The organism is Rhodococcus sp. 2H158 (genome assembly GCF_053764755.1).
The window spans coordinates 38693-56619 of sequence record NZ_JBSNCE010000037.1; the positions used below are offsets into that span (position 1 = coordinate 38693).

Sequence of the window (17927 nt, forward strand, 5' to 3'; positions counted from 1 at the left end):
ACGGATCCGCGCGCCGACCGGACGTCGACGCGCGGAATGCACCGCGCCGCTGTCGAACCGGCGCGCGGATCCGGGGAGAGTCGGCTCAGTGGCCGGCGTCCTTCGCGGGCAGGATGCGGGTGCGGACCTCGCCGAAGCCGATGCGGGTGCCGTCCGGACCCGGCGCGGTCGCGGAGATCGCGATCTCGTCGCCGTCCTCGAGGAAGGTGCGGGTCTCGTCGCCGACCTGAACCGGTTCCTTACCGCCCCAGGTGAGTTCGATGAACGCGCCGCGCTGGTCCTTCTCCGGCCCGGAGATGGTGCCGGAACCGAACAGGTCGCCGGTGCGGGTGGCGGCACCGTTGACGGACGTGTGCGCGAGCATCTGCGCCGGCGACCAGTACATCTGGGCGTACGGCGGACGCGAGACGACGTGGCCGTTCCATTCGACCTCGAGATCGATGTCCAGGCCCCACTTCTCGGTGCCCTTCAGGTACGGCAGCGGCTCCGGGTCCTGCACCGGGGTGTCGACGCGGGCGGCCTCGAGCGCGGCCAGCGGCACGACCCATGGGGAGATGGAGGTCGCGAAGGACTTGCCGAGGTTCGGGCCGAGCGGCACGTACTCCCACGCCTGGATGTCGCGGGCCGACCAGTCGTTGAGGATGACGGCCCCGAAGCAGTGGTCGGCGAACTCGTCCGGGGTGATCGACGATCCCATCGGCGAGCCGATACCGACGACGAAGCCCATCTCGGCCTCGATGTCGAGACGGATCGACGGACCGAAGACGGGCGCCGGGTCGTTCGGGCCCTTGCGCTGGCCACACGGGCGCACGATGTCCACGCCGGAAACGACGACGGTGCTCGACCGGCCGTGGTAGCCGACCGGCAGGTGCTTCCAGTTCGGCATCAGCGGCGACGGGTTGTCGGGCCGGAACAGCCGTCCGAGGTTCGACGCGTGGTTCTCCGACGCGTAGAAGTCGACGTAGTCGGCGACCTCGATCGGCAGGTGCAGCTCGACCTCCGCGACGGCGTGCACGGCCTCGGCGGGCACGTCCCCGGTGACCAGGCTCTGCAGCGCGGCGCGCACCTCGTCCCAGCGGGCGCGGCCCCGCGCCATGAAGGCGTTGAGGGTGGGCTCGGCGAAGGCGGGGTCGTCGAACACGACGGACAGATCGAGAACGGAGTCACCGACGCGCACACCGACGCGGGGCTGCGTTCCGGCCGTGGAGAACACACCGTAGGGCAGGTTGTTCGCGCCGAAGAGCGAACCTTCCGGGATGTCGATGACGGTCATGCAAGGGATCCTTCGGTGATCGGGGACATCGTCGACGGGGCCAGGCCGACCTCGACGAGATCGGCGAGCGGCTCCGCGATGCTGCAGGTTCCGAACGAGCGGAAGCGGTTGCGGACCTGGGTGATGCGCGCGGGGGTCAGCGAGCCCAGCCGTGCGGCGAGGCGGTCGCCGTCCCGGTCGGCGAGCACGGCCGCCAGGTCCGGGATGTCCGCACCGTCGAGCGCGGCGTCGACGGCGGCGAGCACGTTGAGGAATCCGTGCTGCTCGAATCCGGTCTGTGGGTCGGTGTTGCGGACCGCGTGGTGCAGACCGGCCGTGGCCTTGAACGGCACCTTCGTGCGCACCACGGTCGCGACGGCCTCGGCGAGTTCCTGCTCGTCGGGGTACGCCTCGGCGACCACACCGCCGGTGCGGAACTTCGCCGCGTAGCGCGATCCCACGAGACCCTGGAGGATCTCGGTGCGGCGCTCGTCGCGCGGAATCTCCACGAACAGAGCCACTCCCGGGTACTCGGCGGCGAGCACATCGAGGGCGACGAGAAGACCGGTGGGGGGCTCGTCGGCCGGAACGGCGATCTCGAGCGCCGCCACGGCGACGCCGTCGAGGCCGCGCAGGCTCTCCATCGCGGGAACGACCGCGGCGGGACCGCCGGGAACGGTCAGGCTCAGGGTCAGCTCACCGCCGAGCGGTCGCTGCCCGAGCGCCTCGAGCAGCTCCGGAATCCGCGGCGCCGGGAACACGAACGTGCCTACCAGCTCGGCGTGGTCGGCGACGCGGTGCGCGGCGTGGGCCGGCAGCGCGAGGTCGAGCGGGGCGTTGCCCGGTGGGAAGAGCGCCGCGTCGTCACACAGGCCGGCGAGCAGGAGTCCGAGGGTGCTCACTTGCCGAGGCCTCGATTCCAGCTACCGGCGTAGGCCGGGTCCTCGCACGCGAGCGCGCCCTCGCCGAGTTCGAGCGGGCGGAAGGTGTCCACCATGACGGCGAGCTCGTCGAAGAAGTCGACGCCGAGGCTCCGCTCGTAGGCACCGGGCTGCGGACCGTGGGCGTGGCCGCCGGGATGGACGGAGATCGAACCCTGGCCGATGCCGGAGCCCTTGCGGGCCTCGTAGTCGCCGCCGCAGTAGAACATGATCTCGTCGGAGTCGACATTGGAGTGGTAGTAGGGCACCGGGATCGCCAGCGGGTGGTAGTCCACCTTGCGGGGCACGAAGTTGCAGATGACGAAGTTGTTGCCCTCGAACGCCTGGTGCGCCGGCGGCGGCTGGTGGACCCGGCCGGTGATGGGCTCGTAGTCGTGGATGCTGAAGGTGTACGGGTACAGGCAGCCGTCCCAGCCGACGACGTCGAACGGGTGGTTGGGCACGAGGTAGCGGGTGCCGACGATCCCGTGCGAGGTGCGGTGCTTGACCAGGACCTCGACGTTGGTGTCCTCCACCTGGATCAGCTCGGTCGGGCCGTGCAGGTCGCGTTCGCAGAACGGCGCGTGCTCGAGGAACTGGCCGAACCGCGACAGGAAGCGCTTCGGCGGGACGATGTGACTGTTGGCCTCGATGACATAGGCGCGCAGCGGCTCGTCGCCGGTGGGGATCCAGCGGTGCGTGGTGGCCATCGGCAGCAGCACGTAGTCGCCGGCCTTGGCGTCGAGCACACCGAAGACGGTCTCGACGCGGGCGGTGCCCGATTCGACGTAGACCATCTCGTCGCCGACGACGTTGCGGTAGAGCGGCGACTCCTTCCTCGAGACGACGTAGGAGAGGCGCACGTCCGCGTTGCCCAGGATCAGCCGGCGGCCGGTGACGACGTCGGTCTCGGCCCAGACGGTCTCCGGGAACAGGTCGTGCAGCTTCAGGTGACGCGGCTTGAGCGGGTGGTTCGGGGTGGTGGCCTGCTCGGGCACCTTCCACTCGGTCGCGTCGACGATGGCCGACGGGATGTGGCGGTGGTAGAGCAGCGCCGAGTCCGAGGAGAAGCCCTCCTCGCCCATCAGCTCCTCGTAGAACAGTCCGCCGTCCTCGTTGCGGTGCTGCGTGTGCCGCTTCGGCGGGATGACGCCGAGCTGTCGGTAGAACGCCATGGGATTCCGCTCCTCGGGTTCTCGGTGGCTGATCCGCGGAGATCCCGCGGTGTTAGTAAATACCTTAACTAGTTTTCGGGCGTGAGCGCAACCACATCGGGAAGATCGGTCGTCAGTTGCGGTCGCGCATGTCGAATTGGCTCCGCCTGGTGATGAGTTTGTTGAGCAGCATGACGAGGATCTGCTGCTCCGCCTCGGTCAGCACATCGACCCAGGCGGCCTCGCGCTCGTTCTGGGCGCGGAACGTCTCCACGATCTCCCGCTCGCCGGCCTCGGTGAGCGACAAGCGGACCGACCGGCCGTCCTCCGGATCCGGGGTACGAGCCAGCAGACCGGCCTCGACCAGTGGTTTCGCGAGATTGGAGACGGCGGCGCGGCTCATGCCGGTGAGCTTGGCGGCCACCTTCGGCTCGATGGGGCCGGCCAGCCAGGTGACGAACATCAGGCGGTACGCCGACCACGACCGCCCCCTCGGGCGGTGCACGGCCGCCTCGAGGTCGTACGTGACGATGTCGGAAGCCCGGTTGAGGGTCAGCAGCACCTCGGTGGCCTGCTCGTGGTAGTCGCCGTATCGGCTGCTCAGGCGCCGGTTCGCGAGTTCGACGAAGGACCAGTAGTCGAGGTCGCGGGCGTCCGCTTCGGTCATGAGCGCCACCTTATCCGAGCGCGACTATTTAGTACATGCGTTAATCAGATCGACCAGGGCCTGGGCGGCACCCCGAAACTGGGCGGCGCCCGACTACCACCGCCCCAGGGCCGAGCGAATGTATCGCTCACTCGATCAGACCGACAGCACGATACATTCGCTCACTCGACCGCCCCACGAATCTCATCGATCAGCCCCCACGCAAGCGCACGTTGCGGGTCGAGCGAGCCGCCGGTGACGAAGAGGTGCAAGGCGCGCCACCGACGGTGCCGAGGTCATCGACGGCCGCGACGGCGCGCTGCTGCCGGGGCTGCACGATCATCACCTGCACCTGCACGCTGTGGCCGCCGACGCCTCCTCGGTGCGGAGCGGTCCCCCGCACGTGCGCACGCCCGATGCCCTCACGCGCGCTGGACGCCGCACCCGGCGACGGCTGGATCCGCGGGGCCGGCTACGTCGAGACCGTCGCCGGCCTGCTCGATGCCACATCCCTCGACCGGCTGCACGCGCGGCGACCCGTGCGGCTGAAGCACCGCAGCGGCGCGCTGTGGATGCTCAACTCGGCCGCCTCGGCGTTGGTCGAGCTGGACTCGGCCGAACACCCGGGTGTCGAGCGCGACGACGCCGGCCGCCCCGCCGGGGGAGTGTGGCGCGCGGACGCGTGGTTGCGCGAGCGGCTGCCCTCCACCGGCCCACCGCCGCTCGACACCGTCGGCGCGGACCTGGTCCGGTTCGGCATCACCGGGGTCACCGACGCCGCCCCGGACCTGCCGCCGGACTCCCTGGCAGCGCTGATCGACGCGCACACCACCGGCGCTCTCCCGCAGCGACTGCATCTGCTCGGCGCACCAGGGGGCGACGATCCGGCGTCCTGGCCGGCGACCGTGACGACCGGAACGTACAAGATCGAGCTCGCCGACTCGGGGCTGCCCGACATCGAGGCCCTGTCCGACACCGTCCGCCGCGCCCACACCCACGGCCGCCCCGTCGCCGTGCACTGCGTCAGCCGCGAGGCGCTGCTGCTGCTCGCGGTCTTCGACGACGTCGGCACCCTGGCGGGCGACCGGATCGAACACGGGGCACTGATCCCGGCCGCGTCGATCCCGGAGCTGCGCCGCCACCGGCTGTGCGTCATTACCCAGCCCGGATTCCTCGCGCACCGCGGCGACGACTACCTCGACCGCGTCGACCCGCGGGATCTGCCGGACCTCTACCGCTGCCGGTCGCTGCTCGACGCTGGTGTGCCCCTGGCGTTGTCCAGCGATGCCCCCTACGGACCGTTGGACCCGTGGGCAGTGATCGCCGCTGCGACCGACCGCCGTGCCTCCACCGGGCACGTCGTCGGCGAGCAGGAGACGATCACCACCACCGAGTCCCTCGACCGATACCTCACCCCGCTCGACCGACCCGGCGACCGACCCCGGACCGTGACGCCCGACGCTCCCGCAGATCTCGTGCTGCTCGATCGACCGCTCACCGATGCGATTCTCACCCCGAAATCGGAACCGTTGCGCTGCAACATCGTCCGAGGCGAGGTTCGTTTCCATCGCTGAACCGCGGATCGTCGATGTGCATCAGATCCCGCCGTGCCGGCCGCTCCCGCCCTCAGCAGGCCAGAACTCGGCGCGACAGCAGCGCCACGCTCACCCATCCGAGGGCCGCCGACTCGCCCCGCACGAAACGGGCGTAGAGCTGCTGCAGGATGACCACGGTTCTCCAGCGCCCGAAGGCCCGGTACCAGTCGATTGCACCGACAACCAGCGAGCTGATCGGTGCGTAGCGTTCCACCACTGCGGCTCGAGGCGGCAACCCGAGGGCTTGCATGCCGGTACGGCGGCGAACGCCGCGTCCGAACCAGGTTCGGCCGTGACATCGGTCCAGTAGTTCAGCAGCGTCCCCAGATTACGAGCGTATCGCCGACGGTGGCCATGTCCCAGCCGGAGGGAACTGAAGCACGGAGAATTGACCGTCCAGGTCCGGAAGGTGCTGTCGCAAGTATGTTTCCAAGCTCTCCCAGTCGAACCCTCCTCCGGCTCGCACGGGCGCCAGGTCCACCTGCAACTCTGCCGCACCTCCAAGTGTCACTGCGCCTCCCCTGGATTCCACCTGGGCAGGACAGTCGGATTCCCCTCGGCATCCGACCCCAGGTCTTCGAAATCGGCGTGGAGGACCGTGTTCTCGTCCACCTCGGCCCGTCCCGGCAGGTAGCCGATCATGCGGACACCGGGACTGTCTTCGATGTCGATGAGAACCACGGTGTACGGCGTGGGAAACCACGGGTGCACCTGATGCTCGACGACGGTCCACGAACGCACCCGGCCGCGAGGTGGGACCTCACGCCATTCCAGCGCATCGGCGTCACAATGCACACAGTAGGGACGAGGCAGGTGGGTGTGACCACCGCATCGGGTACAGGTGAGCACGGTGAGTCGACCCTCTGCCGCCGCCGCGAAGAAGCCTCTCGACGCGGGATCGACAACGGTCGGGGCCAGGCGGGGGCTCATGCCGCCACCAGGATCAGTGCCGAGGTCGACGGCGGTGGGGCCGAGGTCACCAGGGACACCGAGGCTCCCGGGACCTGGTTGCTCGAGGTTCCCCGAATCTGGCGGACCCCCTCCGCGATGTGGTTCATCCCATGGATGTAGCCCTCGGACATGTGTCCTCCGCTGGTATTGAACGGTATCGCTCCACCGATTTCGAGCTCGCCCGCTGCGGCGAACTCCCCGGCTTCCCCCCGGTCGCAGAACCCGTAGTCCTCGACCTGGAGCAGGGCCGTGATCGTAAAGCAGTCGTACAGTTGAGCCGAATCGACCTCCTCGGGCCCCAGACCGGCTCGGCGGTACAGGGTTTCCGCGCAGTACCGCGACGGCATGTCCAACGGGTCGTCGCGCATCAGCACCGGATACATCTGCCCCGGCTGAGGACGTGGACCGCTGGCCATGGCGGCGGCCCGGATCACAGCCGGCTTCTGACGCAGATCGCGGGCGCGCTCGGTGCTGGTCACCACCACCGCGGCAGCGCCGTCAGTTTCGAGGCAGTAGTCGAACAACCGTAACGGTGAGGACAACATCCGCGAGTTGAGATAGTCGTCGAGTGTCATCTTCCGGTCGTACATCTGCGCCCGCGGATTGTTGTTGGCGTGTCGGCGAGCCGCGAGTGCGATGTGCCCCAGTTGCTCGGATGTAGTGCCGGTCTTGCGCATGTACTCCTGGGCGAGGAGCGCGAAGAACTGACCCGGGGAGAGCAGGCCGTAGGGGCCGAAGAACTCGGTCATCGACTCCCCTCCCCCCGTGGACGTCGCCAGCTCAGAGGAGAGCCCGAACCGGTTTCCGGACCGGCCGTTGAGGGAACGGAATACGACGACGGTGCTCGCCTGGCCGCTCATGATTGCGCCGACGGCCTGGGCCACCATGGCCGCGGGACCCGACCCACCCGGTCCCGCCTCGCCGAAGTATGTCAAGTTGCGGGCCCCGATGGCGTCGGCCAGCGCCGCGCACGAGACCAGATCCATGTCGTTGCGGATGACCCCGTCGACATCGGCGGGGTCGATGCCCGCGTCGGCCAGCGCCGCCCGAGATGCCGCGGCAGCGAGGGCGGTCACGCTGGTTCCCGAGTTCTTCGAGTAGTCGGATTCGCCGACGCCGACGATGGCGCACACGTCCTGCTGCCACAGGTCAGTCATGGGCGAGCACCTCCTCGGTGTGCTCCCCGAGCATGGGTGGGCGATGGGGGTCGCCGTAGCCGTTCGAGAACCGGTAGGGCGCACCGGGGAAGGTGGTCGTGCTGCCGTCCGCCATGGTCACGTCGACGAAGAAGTTCCGGGCCGCGAGATGCTCGTCGCGCAGCACCTCCTCGGGTGCGCGCAGCGGTCCGATCGGCAGCCCCCACTTCTGGCCGTCCCGGTAGACCGTTTCCGAATCCTGGATCATGAAGAACGCTTCGAGCAGGCCCTGGATGTGCGCGAAGTTCTCCTGCCGATAGGCCAAGGAGTCGAATGCTTCCTCGGCGAGGTCGGCGACGAGTCCGATCTCGTCCATCCAGGAGGTGAGGGCTTTCCACGCGAACTGATCGGCGAGGATGAGGGCGAAGTAGACCCACACCCCGTCGGCGCACTGAAACAGCGCGGGCTGGGTCGGCGACGGCTGTGCGTGCCGGCAGGTTTGCCGTTTGACCACCGCCTTCGGGTAGAACCAGTAGGGATTGGCGAGTTCGCCAGTGACCGCGATTGATTCGTGCATTGACACATCGATCAGTTGGCCGCGTCCTGTCTGCTGTCGCTCGATGAGGGCGAGCACCACCCCGCACAGCGCGAAGCTGGCTGCCGTCATGTAGCCCTGATTGCCACCCGGCCGGATCGGCGGGATGGAGTGGTCGTCGTATCCACAGCTGTTGAGAAGCCCCCCGGCGGCCAGCCCGACCAGGTCGGAACTCAGATAGTTCGCCCACGGACCCGTGAGCCCGAACGGGGAGATCGACAGGGCGATCAACGTGCTGCGCTGGGCGCACAGGGCCTCGAGATCGAGACCGGCCGCGGCGAGATCGACAGGTCGGCCGGTGGTCAGCACGATGTCCGCCTCCGCGATGAGCGCGGCACGGGCGGCGCGGCCCTGATCGTCGTCGGCCAGAACCACCGACTGTTTGGACGTGTTGTAGGTCCAGAAGTTCAGGCTGTGGTCGGGGTCCTCCGTCCCGTGGGCCCACGGTCCGATGCGCCGGCTGGCGGCACCGCCGATCGGTTCCACCTTCACCACCGTGGCGCCCTGATCGGCCAGCAACTTGCCGGCGTATTCCCCGGCCGGGTCGTCGGCGATCTCGACGACCCGCAGCCCGCTGAATGCCAGTTCCATCAGATCACACCTTCCGCGGTCAGCTCGGCGATCTCCGCGTGATCCAGGCCCAGGATGTCGCCGAACACGTACTCGTTGTCTTCGCCCAGCAGGGGGGCAGAGCGCCAGTTCTGTTGCACGGTTCTGGTGAACCGCATCGGAGTGCCCTCGAATTTCGCGACGCCGATGACCGGATGATCGAGCTCGAAGAAGGTGCCGCGATACGCGATCTGCGGGTCCGATTCCGCCAGATCCCGGGAGTTCTGCACCGCTGCCGCGGGCACTCCGGCCTGCTGCAGCAGGTGCATGGTCTCGTGAGCCGGCCGCAGCGCCGTCCACTGCGACAGGTGCGCATCGAGTTCGTCCTGGCGCGCGTACCGGCTACGCGCGTCCGCGAACTGCGAAGCCGTCGCCCAGTCGGGTCGGCCGAGGACCGTGACGAGTCGCTCCCACTGGTCGTCGTCGAAGACCGCGATGGCAACCCAGGTGTCCTCGCCCTGCGCCGGATACACGCCATGCGGTGCCGCGGCCGGGTGGACGAGCCGATTGCCCGTCGGGTACTCGGGACGTCGCGTGACCACGCCGTTGACGGCGACATCGAGCAGATCCGGGCCGATCAGATTGATCCCGGCTTCGACGGCGGAGACGTCGATCTCCTGGCCCTTGCCGGTGACGGCGCGCTGCATGATCGCCATGAGAACCGCAGCGGAATTGTAGTACGCCGCCTGGTTGTCCATGTACGACAATCCCCACCCGGACGGTTCACGCCCCGGCAGTCCCGAGATGAACGACAGACCGGACACCGCCTGCACGACGGGACCGTAACTCTTGAACCTGTGGTGGGGTCCGCTGTGCCCGTACCCGCTCATTCGGGCGAGGATCACATCGGGAGTGATCTCTTTCAGCGCGTCGTAGGTCAGCCCCCACTTCTCCATGACACCGGGCGCGAAGTTCTCGGTAACCACCGAGCTCGCACCGATGAGTTGCCGGACGAGTTGCTGACCGCGCTCGGTCTTCATGTTGATGGTGACGCCGAGCTTGTTCCGGCTGTAGTTGTTGAACAAACCGCCCTTGTCGGGGTCCGGGTTGGGGTCTTCCTCGCCGTACGAGCGGACCTCGTCCTTGTAGATCGGCAGGCGCCGCGGCATGTCGAGGCGATCACGTGATTCGATCTTGATGACTTCGGCCCCGAAGTCGGCGAGCATCCGCGTCGCCACGGCCCCGACCCCCATCCAGCAGAAGTCGGCCACTCGTACCCCCGCCAGTGGACCCACCCGCGGCCCTGGGCGGCGCCCGATCGTCGTCGGCGTGGGATCTTCGATTGCAGTCACCACGTGCCTCCTGTTCCAGAATCGTCTCGAGAGATGGGGCCGGGTACGGCTCCGCGGAGTCCACCGACGTGTCTCACGTCACCCCCGACCCCGAGCTTAAACATCATGATGAAATAACACAAGCGGCGACGCGAAAGAACCCCGCACGCAGGAACCGTGCGGGGTCCGATTGCGCCGCAGTCGTTCCTGGGTCGACGATCCCTCCGTCAGCCCACCGCCAACCGAGCGCCGCCTACGGGCGCGATGCTCAATAGAGCGACTCACCGCCGTCGACGATGTGGTTGACACCGGTGACGAAGCCCGCGGCCGGACTGCTCAGATACACCGCGGCCGCACCCATGTCCTCGACAGTGCCGGCCCGACCCATCGGGACGGTCGCCGACATCCTGGCAAACGTTTCCGGGTTGCGTTCGATCGCCATCGGGGTTGCGGTGATGCCCGGTGAGAGCGCGTTCACCCGGACTCCGGCTCCGGCGAGCTCGTACGCGGCGACACGAACGAACTGGTTGAGTCCAGCCTTCGTCGTGGCGTAGTGAATCGTGCCGGGCCGGGTCCCCAGCGCTCTAATGGACGAGACGACGAGAATGACGGCATTCTGCTGCTTGTCGGCGCGCGCCGTCATCCGGGTCGCGGCCTGGTGACAACACCGGAAGGTGCCGCTGAGGTTCAGCTCGAGCGTGGACTGCCAGATTTCCTCGGTCATCTCGAGGAACGGGACCATCGACCCGCTTCCTGCGTTCGCGACGAAGATGTTGAGGTCGCCGAACTCCGCGTCGACCCGTTCGAACATCGCGGCGACCGATTCCGGTTGCCGGATGTCGACCTCGGTGACGTCGACGCGCTGACCCGAACGGGCCACGTTCTGCAGTTCCTTCTGCGCCGTTTCGAGTCGGTCTCGACGGCGGGCGGCAATCATCACGTCCGCTCCGGCACGGACCAGGGCCTCGGCAATCCCGAGGCCGATGCCCTCGCTGGCTCCGGTGATCAGCGCCCGCTGTCCGTCGAGTGCCGCTCCGGTGTGGTGTTCGTTGCTCATCCGGTCTTCCTTCCCATGGCGCACGGCGCCGGGTGTCGTCATACGTCCAATACGAGACGGGCCGATCTGGCGCGTGACACGCAAGGCATCATCGTGGCGCAGGAGGCCTGTTCCTCCTGGGTGAGCACCGAATCGCGATGGTCGGGAACGCCCTCCAGTACGGGCGTTTCACACGTTCCGCAGGTGCCCTCGCTGCACGAGGAGATGATGTCGACCCCGTACTCCCCCGCCACCTCGAGGATCGACCGCCCCACCGGCACCGTCACCGTGACGCCACTCTGGGCGAACTCCACCTCGAACCCGTGGTCGGGCTCCGTGGGTTCGACGAGCTTCGGGACGAACCGCTCGACGCGTAACCGACGCGGGGGTGCCGCCTCGGCGCAGCAGGTCTCCAGCGCGGACAGCATGCTCTCGGGTCCGCACGAATACACCACGGTGTCGATCGCCGTCTCCGCCACGAGCAAGCCGAGATCCGGAATGCCGAACTCGTCGTCGGGCCGGATGAGCACCCGATCGCCGAACTTGGCCAGTTCGTCGAGGTACGCCATGCTCGTTCGGGACCGACCGCAGTAGAACAAGTCCCACGGAGTCCCGGCCGCCTCGAGCTGCCTGATCATGGGCAGGATCGGGGTGATTCCGATTCCACCGGCAACGAACAGCACTCGTGGCGCCTCCGGCTCGAGCCCGAAGTGATTGCGCGGCAGCGAGACGCGTACCGACGACCTTTCGGGCAGGCGCTCGTGCGCGTAGCGGGATCCACCGCGACCGTCCCGCTCCCGAAGGATGGACACGACCCAGCGATCGTCTCGGATCTCGAGACCGGTCAGGGAGTACTGCCTGAGCATGCCGCCGAGTTCTAGGTCGACGTGCGCACCTGCATCCCAACGTGGGAGAGCACAGCCGTCCGGGTGCACCAAGGTCAGCTCGACGATGCCGTCGGCAACTGAGCGGCGCTGGAAGACATGTAGTTCGAGGTCCATTGTTCACTTCCGAGTCGATCGGGCCGAGGGGAAGGTGCCTGGCGCAGCGGGATGCCACGCCAGGCACCTACGGCAGTCATCCGTAGTCACACCACTCGGTCAGGCGACCGTTCTCGAACGTCATGATCGACAGGACGTTCAGCTTGCAGAACTCGCCCGCGTTGCCGAAACCGGGAACGTCGGCGGTGGCGGTACCCTGCCAGGCGGTCTCCCGCATGACGGAATTGCCGGTCGTCGCCCACCGGGTGGTCTCCCCGATCGCCCGGTCCGGGAAGACCGCGCTCATCTGTTCCACCGTCTGCAACATCAGGTCGCGCCCCTTGGCCGCGACTCCGCGGTTCTGGTGCACCACAACGACATTCTCGTCGACGAGCTCCCGCAGGGCATCGAGGTCGAGACGGTTCCACGCATCGACCACACCGTGGGCGAGGTCCAGCAGTTCTTGGGAATTCGTGTTGCTCATGGTCCTGTCCTTCGAGAGGAGGGGTCTACTGCTGAACGGTGAGAGTGAATTCGTGAATTCCGCGGGTGGGCATCGAGTGGTACTGCACCGCCTGCTCCTCGGCGAGCGCGAAACGCGGGATCTTCTCCACCATGCGCTCGAGAACCCGGGTCATCATCACGCGGGCGAAGTTCGACCCCAGGCACCGGTGCGGCCCGATACTGAAGGCGAGGTGGTTCTTGTCCTTGCGGTGCAAATCCCAGGTGTGCGGATCCGGGAACTTCGCAGGATCTCGATTGGCGCCGTTGTACGAGGTCCAGATCTTGGCGTCGGCTCCGAGTTCGGTCCGGCCGACGGTGACCGGACAGGTCGTCGTACGCTGCAGGACTGTCACGTTGGCGAACATGCGCAGTCCCTCCTCCACCGCCTCCGGGATCAGCGACGGATCGGCAACGAGCTCGGCGAGGTCGTCCGGATGGGTCGCGAGATGGTGGATCGTCCCACCCAGCACGGTGCCGGTCGATTCCAGACCCGCGATGGACAGCGGGAGGACCACGGCGATGCGCTCGGCGAGAGTGGGTTCGCGACCGTCGATCTCCTCGACCTGGCACACCAGGCTGACGAGGTCGTCCTCGATCGGGTGCGCCATGCGTTCACGAACGAGCGCATCGATTGCGGTGTAGAGGCTGACGAAGGCGGTTTCCGCCTCCTCGGCCGTTTCGCCGACAAAGATGTCGTGAGCCCACTTCATCCAGTCGTCGATGCGGTCGCCCTCGAGATTGAGTAGATTGGAGAAGACCGCGCGAAGCTGCGAGGGGCGCAGGAAGTCCTCCATGACTCGGAAGCTCCCGGCCGCGATGCCCGCGTCGAGGAAAGAGTCGATATCCTTGGTGATCGCCGGCAGAAACCGGCGCATCTTCTCCTCCGTCAGCTCAGGATTGAGGAGCTTGCGCCAGCCGGTCTGGGCGGGCGGGTCGAGATCCTCTGGCAGAAAACGCCCTTCGTTCTTCGGCGGCTCGGAGCGATTATCGTGTCCGAGGATCGCCACGCCGCCCTCCGAGGAGAACCGCTTCCAATCCCGCAGGACCTTGAACACGTCCTCGTAGCGGGTGGCGACGTAGCAGGGCGTCTCACCCTGGGTATGCACGGACAGTTCGTCGCTGGCCTGCATACGGTTGATTTCGGGCCAGAAGTTCTCGTTGAACTGCTCGGACCACAGGTCGACGGGGCATCCCGACGACGTCGCCGGCCGGGACTGCGTTTGCTCGGTCATTGTCAACTCTTCCTTTTCACGACACCGTGATAGCAGCTTCTGGACAGGCACCGGTGATCTGGGACTCCTCGATCGTGCCGGGGAGCGTTCCATCACCCTTCACCACGGCTTTGCCTTCTTCGTCCGCGTCGAACAGCGCGGGGAATCGCGCATAGCAGCGGCCGTGCGCCTGGCAGTAGTCGTGATCGATCGAAATCTTCGCCATTGTGTTCTCCTAGGCTCGCGCCAGCTGACCACCGTCAACGGGGATGGCGACCCCGTGAATGAATCGGGCCTCGTCGGACGCAAGCCAGGCGACCGCGTTGCTGACGTCCTCGGGCTCGACCCACGGAATCGGCAGTAGCGTCAGTTCGGCGAACAGCTCGGCAGCGTCGTCGGCGGTCGGGTTCTCGAGATGCGGAAGAAACATCTTCAGCAGGCTCTCGTTGATGGCCATCGGGGTGTTGACCGCACCCGGATTGACGGAGTTGACCCGGATATTGTGCGGACCTACTTCGTTCGCAAGGGAAAGCATCAGGCCCTGGAGCCCGTGCTTCGAGGCGGCATAGTGGGATTGCCCCGGTGCGCCGCGCAGTCCGACAGTCGAACTGACGAAGATCACCGAGCCGCCCTCGCCGCGCTCGATCATCGACGGCAGCACCGCCCGGCACACGTGCCATGCACCGACGAGGTTGGTATCGAGGATGTCCGACCACTGCCGATCGGTGAGGCCGACGACGGCCCCTTGGTTGGAGATGCCGGCATTGGACACCAGGATGTCGATGCGTCCGAACTCGCTGAGCGCTTCGTCGACAACCTCCTGGACTCGGGTGAGGTCGCGGACGTCGGCAGCGCGGGCGATGATCCGCTGCCCCTCCTTCTCGACCAGGCGGACCGTCTCCGCCAGGTCGTCCGGGGTTCCCTGCGAGTAGTCGAGGTTTTCCTGCTGCCGGCAGAGATCGATCGCAACGATGTCGGCACCATCCTCGGCCAGCCGTACAGCATGTGTACGACCTTGGCCGCGTGCGGCTCCGGTGATGAATGCGACCTTGCCGCTCAACCGCTTCATGGGGCCTCCTGGCTCAGTTTCTGTGGGTGTCGTCGACCGCGAGGGAGAGAACGTCCGCGCAGGTCTCGTGTAGTCGAAAGCGTCCCGCTACAGGGCGGGGACGGCGCGGCGATCATCGTGTGATGGCCATCACCGAGTCGCTGGAAGAACATATTGCTCATGATGGACCCGGAAGTCAAGGGGCTTCCGCTCCATTCTTCATGAGAAATAGAGATTTGTGTTCGTGTGTGGAGGGAGAAGGGGAGAGCTGAACGGTGTTGTGCAGGTTCAGCGAAGCCGGCGGGACACAGGTGTCTCGCCGGCTTCCACAGTCCGGGTGTGCCGAATGAACGTGCGGGAGCTACAACCACTCGACCGGCGAGTTCAGCGGCACGGCCAAACGAGAGCGACAGTAGTCGACAACCCCACGCAGATGGTTCTCCATGAGCCCGCGAACCTGCCGGCACCGCCCCGCAACCACCGCCTTTGCGATGTGCTGATGGTCGTCGGTCAGCACGGCGCGCAGCTTCCGCGGATCGTCCAGGACGGCGACATGGTGCGTGACGATCTGTCCGTAGGTTTCGAGACTGAGCGACAGAACACGGTTACCCGCAAGGGTGGCGACGGCACGATGAAAACCTGCATGTTCCTCGAGATACGGGGCGAGTTCGACCTCGGAGTGCTCATGCTGCTGCAGAAACGGTTCCATGCGGGTTGCTCGCAGTGCACCGTCGGGGTTTCGAGCCGCACGCTCGGCAAGTTCCGTCTCGGCCCAGACCCAGGCATCGAACAGTTCCTCGTACGTGGCACCCGCCATGTTGTAGAACAGTGCCGACACCCTGCCCAGATGGGCCGCGTCCACCGATCCGACGATGGGACCGCCGCCCGGTCCCCGGCGAATGGTGATCATTCCCTGGACCTCGAGGAGACGCAGACCCTCTCGAAGGGACTCGCGACTGACACCGTAATGTTCGAGCATCGTCGCCTCTGAGGGCAAGCTCGTCCCCGGTGGCAGGCTCTGGCTCTGAATCTCGCCGACGATCGTGCGCGCGACGGTCTCTGCGGCCTTCAGCGGCCGCAGCAGCGAGACTTCACCGCGCGCGGTGGACCCGCTTCCGTTCACGTCGCTTCGACGCGTATTTCGTGGCAACTCATCCCCCTGACAGGACCGCCGACGCGGATTCCGGACGTCGTTCGGACACTCTTACTTTCGCCTTCCAGTCCCGCACGTTCACAACCGACCCGCGCAACACGTGCCAGGATCGACAACAAGAATCTGCACGGATACGACATCAGCTACCCCGAGGCTCCGGTTCGGAGGCCGAGTTCGTCGGCGATCGCGGCAAGCCGGTCACGGCGCTCCTGGTGGGTGCGTCCGCGCCACACGGTGTCCGCCCAGATAACCAGGTCGCCCATACCGTGCTCGCGGTAGCGCTCGAACTCCGCGACGTTCACCTCCGGTACCCGGACGTAACAGGTGAATTCGCCGCTCTTCCCCAGCCCCTCTCGACGCCGGTGGACCTCGCGTACCATTTCCGAGGATTCGTCGAAGGTGGGCGTCCCGGATGTGAACCACCCATCGCCCAGCCGCGCCGCCCGGGCCAGCGCGGCCGGACTGTTTCCCCCGAGGATGACGGGAATCTCGACAGGCCTGGGGTGCACCTGCACCTCATCGAAGCGAAAATGCTTGCCTTCGTGCGAGAAGGCAGTTCCCGACCATGCCTTGCGAAGAATCTCCAGGCATTCCTCTGTCCTCGACATGCGCGTACGGAATGGTATTCCGAACGCGTCGAACTCCTCCTCGAGCCAGCCAGCGCCCACCCCGAAAAGTGCACGTCCGCCGCTCATCTCCTGGACGGTGATCGTGGTGCGCGCCGTATGGAGGGGATGCCGCAGTGGCGCCAGATAGACGGCTGTGCCGAGATTGATCCGCGTCGTGACTGCGGCGATTGCCGCATGAACAATCCATGGATCCACCAGTTCCGTCTCGACATCGATGATCGGACCGGAATGATGCTGCTCGGTTCCCACCGAGGGATGTTCTGCGGTGTGCACGGACGGTCGGAGCAGGTGTTCTCCGATCCAGAGGGCGTCGAAACCCAACCCGTCGGCACAAGTGGCGAGCTCGACCAGGTCGTTCCCTGTCATCCCGTACGCGCTCAGCCCTACGGAAGTCACTATGGCTCCTCCTTTCTGCGTGAGACAGCAACGCCGGATGCGCTGCTCTACCGTCCGCTCACCCTGTGCTCGTCACCCGGGCCGGAACCGGTGCGCTGCACCATTGCTCGGGGTGAGGTCCGTGTCCATCGCTGCAGCCTCCGTACTGCGGACGCCCCGGCTGCGGAATGGCCTTACAGCGCCTTGAGTTCCTCGGTGACCTCGGAGACCATCTTCTTCGCGTCGCCGAAGAGCATGGAGGTGTGGTCGGCGGTGAACAGCGGGTTGTCGATGCCGGCGTAGCCGGAGCTCATCGAGCGTTTGAGCACGATGACCGACTTGGACTGGTCGACGTTGAGGATGGGCATGCCGTAGATCGGGCTGGACGAGTCGTGCCGGGCGGCGGGATTGGTGACGTCGTTGGCGCCGATGACGACGGTGACGTCGGTGCGGGAGAACTCGCCGTTGATGTCGTCCATCTCCTTGAGCGCCTCGTACGGCACCTCGGCCTCGGCGAGCAGCACGTTCATGTGTCCGGGCATCCGGCCGGCGACCGGGTGGATGGCGTACTTGACCTCCACCCCCTTCTCCTCGAGCAGCTCCGCCATCTCCTTGACCGCGTGCTGCGCCTGCGCCACCGCCAGCCCGTAGCCGGGCACCACGATGACCTGGTTGGCGTACGCCATCTGGACCGCCGCATCGGAGGCGGAGGTGGCCTTGACGGTGCCACCGGCACCGCCGGCCACCGCACCGGCACCGCCGTCGCCGCCGAACGAGCCGAACACGATCGCCGGGATGGACCGGTTCATCGCCTTGGCCATCAGGTTGGTCAGGATCGAACCCGACGCCCCGACGATCATGC

At 66.8% G+C, this 17927-nt stretch carries 18 protein-coding genes and 1 pseudogene; 1 reads left to right on the forward strand and 18 read right to left on the reverse strand.

Annotated elements, in window-relative coordinates; genetic code table 11:
- Positions 1-85: 85 nt before the first annotated feature.
- The 4 genes from fahA to ACWPOB_RS25950 form a co-directional block, all read right to left on the reverse strand.
- Entirely contained in the window at positions 86-1273 is a 1188-nt protein-coding gene (fahA, locus tag ACWPOB_RS25935) for a fumarylacetoacetase (RefSeq protein ID WP_455402579.1), read from the reverse strand.
- Positions 1270-2154: a hypothetical protein gene (locus tag ACWPOB_RS25940; protein WP_455402580.1), complete on the reverse strand. Its 885-nt coding sequence runs from the start codon at positions 2152-2154 to the stop codon at positions 1270-1272. Before ACWPOB_RS25940 ends, fahA begins: the two co-directional genes overlap by 4 nt.
- On the reverse strand, positions 2151-3347 hold the full coding sequence (locus ACWPOB_RS25945) for a homogentisate 1,2-dioxygenase (RefSeq protein WP_100055252.1): 1197 nt from the start codon (positions 3345-3347) through the stop codon (positions 2151-2153). The genes ACWPOB_RS25940 and ACWPOB_RS25945 overlap by 4 nt, the downstream gene beginning before the upstream one ends.
- Positions 3348-3459: 112 nt before the next feature.
- Positions 3460-3993 carry a MarR family winged helix-turn-helix transcriptional regulator gene (locus tag ACWPOB_RS25950; protein ID WP_100055253.1) on the reverse strand — a complete coding sequence of 178 codons (534 nt, stop codon included), beginning with the start codon at positions 3991-3993 and terminating at the stop codon, positions 3460-3462.
- A 244-nt stretch (positions 3994-4237) separates the two neighbouring features.
- Between ACWPOB_RS25950 and ACWPOB_RS25955 the strand changes: the two are divergent.
- A pseudogene (locus ACWPOB_RS25955) lies at positions 4238-5546 on the forward strand (amidohydrolase family protein); the annotation flags it as partial.
- Between the two features lie 52 nt (positions 5547-5598).
- Here the strand turns inward: ACWPOB_RS25955 and ACWPOB_RS25960 are convergent.
- The 14 genes from ACWPOB_RS25960 to ACWPOB_RS26025 form a co-directional block, all read right to left on the reverse strand.
- Entirely contained in the window at positions 5599-5784 is a 186-nt protein-coding gene (locus ACWPOB_RS25960) for a hypothetical protein (RefSeq protein WP_455402581.1), read from the reverse strand.
- A gap of 290 nt (positions 5785-6074) precedes the next feature.
- Positions 6075-6497: a Zn-ribbon domain-containing OB-fold protein gene (locus ACWPOB_RS25965; protein WP_455402582.1), complete on the reverse strand. Its 423-nt coding sequence runs from the start codon at positions 6495-6497 to the stop codon at positions 6075-6077.
- Positions 6494-7675 (reverse strand): thiolase C-terminal domain-containing protein, encoded by a 1182-nt coding sequence (locus ACWPOB_RS25970; protein WP_455402583.1) that lies wholly within the window; start codon positions 7673-7675, stop codon positions 6494-6496. Before ACWPOB_RS25970 ends, ACWPOB_RS25965 begins: the two co-directional genes overlap by 4 nt.
- Complete coding sequence (locus tag ACWPOB_RS25975) at positions 7668-8840, reverse strand: CaiB/BaiF CoA transferase family protein (protein WP_455402584.1); 1173 nt, start codon at positions 8838-8840, stop codon at positions 7668-7670. Before ACWPOB_RS25975 ends, ACWPOB_RS25970 begins: the two co-directional genes overlap by 8 nt.
- Positions 8840-10150 carry a CaiB/BaiF CoA transferase family protein gene (locus tag ACWPOB_RS25980; protein WP_455402585.1) on the reverse strand — a complete coding sequence of 437 codons (1311 nt, stop codon included), beginning with the start codon at positions 10148-10150 and terminating at the stop codon, positions 8840-8842. Before ACWPOB_RS25980 ends, ACWPOB_RS25975 begins: the two co-directional genes overlap by 1 nt.
- A 247-nt stretch (positions 10151-10397) precedes the next feature.
- Entirely contained in the window at positions 10398-11186 is a 789-nt protein-coding gene (locus ACWPOB_RS25985) for an SDR family NAD(P)-dependent oxidoreductase (protein WP_455402586.1), read from the reverse strand.
- 38 nt (positions 11187-11224) lie between these two features.
- Positions 11225-12166, reverse strand: coding sequence for a PDR/VanB family oxidoreductase (locus ACWPOB_RS25990; RefSeq protein WP_455402587.1), 942 nt, complete (start codon positions 12164-12166; stop codon positions 11225-11227).
- 76 nt (positions 12167-12242) lie between these two features.
- Complete coding sequence (locus ACWPOB_RS25995; RefSeq protein WP_455402588.1) at positions 12243-12629, reverse strand: ester cyclase; 387 nt, start codon at positions 12627-12629, stop codon at positions 12243-12245.
- Positions 12630-12654: 25 nt separating this feature from the next.
- Positions 12655-13974: a cytochrome P450 gene (locus ACWPOB_RS26000; protein ID WP_455402589.1), complete on the reverse strand. Its 1320-nt coding sequence runs from the start codon at positions 13972-13974 to the stop codon at positions 12655-12657.
- On the reverse strand, positions 13898-14086 hold the full coding sequence (locus ACWPOB_RS26005; protein WP_455402590.1) for a ferredoxin: 189 nt from the start codon (positions 14084-14086) through the stop codon (positions 13898-13900). Before ACWPOB_RS26005 ends, ACWPOB_RS26000 begins: the two co-directional genes overlap by 77 nt.
- A 9-nt stretch (positions 14087-14095) precedes the next feature.
- Entirely contained in the window at positions 14096-14929 is an 834-nt protein-coding gene (locus ACWPOB_RS26010) for a mycofactocin-coupled SDR family oxidoreductase (protein ID WP_455402591.1), read from the reverse strand.
- Positions 14930-15269: 340 nt separating this feature from the next.
- On the reverse strand, positions 15270-16031 hold the full coding sequence (locus ACWPOB_RS26015) for a FadR/GntR family transcriptional regulator (RefSeq protein WP_455402592.1): 762 nt from the start codon (positions 16029-16031) through the stop codon (positions 15270-15272).
- Between the two features lie 173 nt (positions 16032-16204).
- Complete coding sequence (locus ACWPOB_RS26020) at positions 16205-17086, reverse strand: TIGR03619 family F420-dependent LLM class oxidoreductase (RefSeq protein WP_455402593.1); 882 nt, start codon at positions 17084-17086, stop codon at positions 16205-16207.
- 173 nt (positions 17087-17259) lie between these two features.
- Positions 17260-17927 (reverse strand): NAD(P)(+) transhydrogenase (Re/Si-specific) subunit beta (locus ACWPOB_RS26025; protein ID WP_455402594.1); only part of this gene is annotated, 668 nt, incomplete at its 5' end.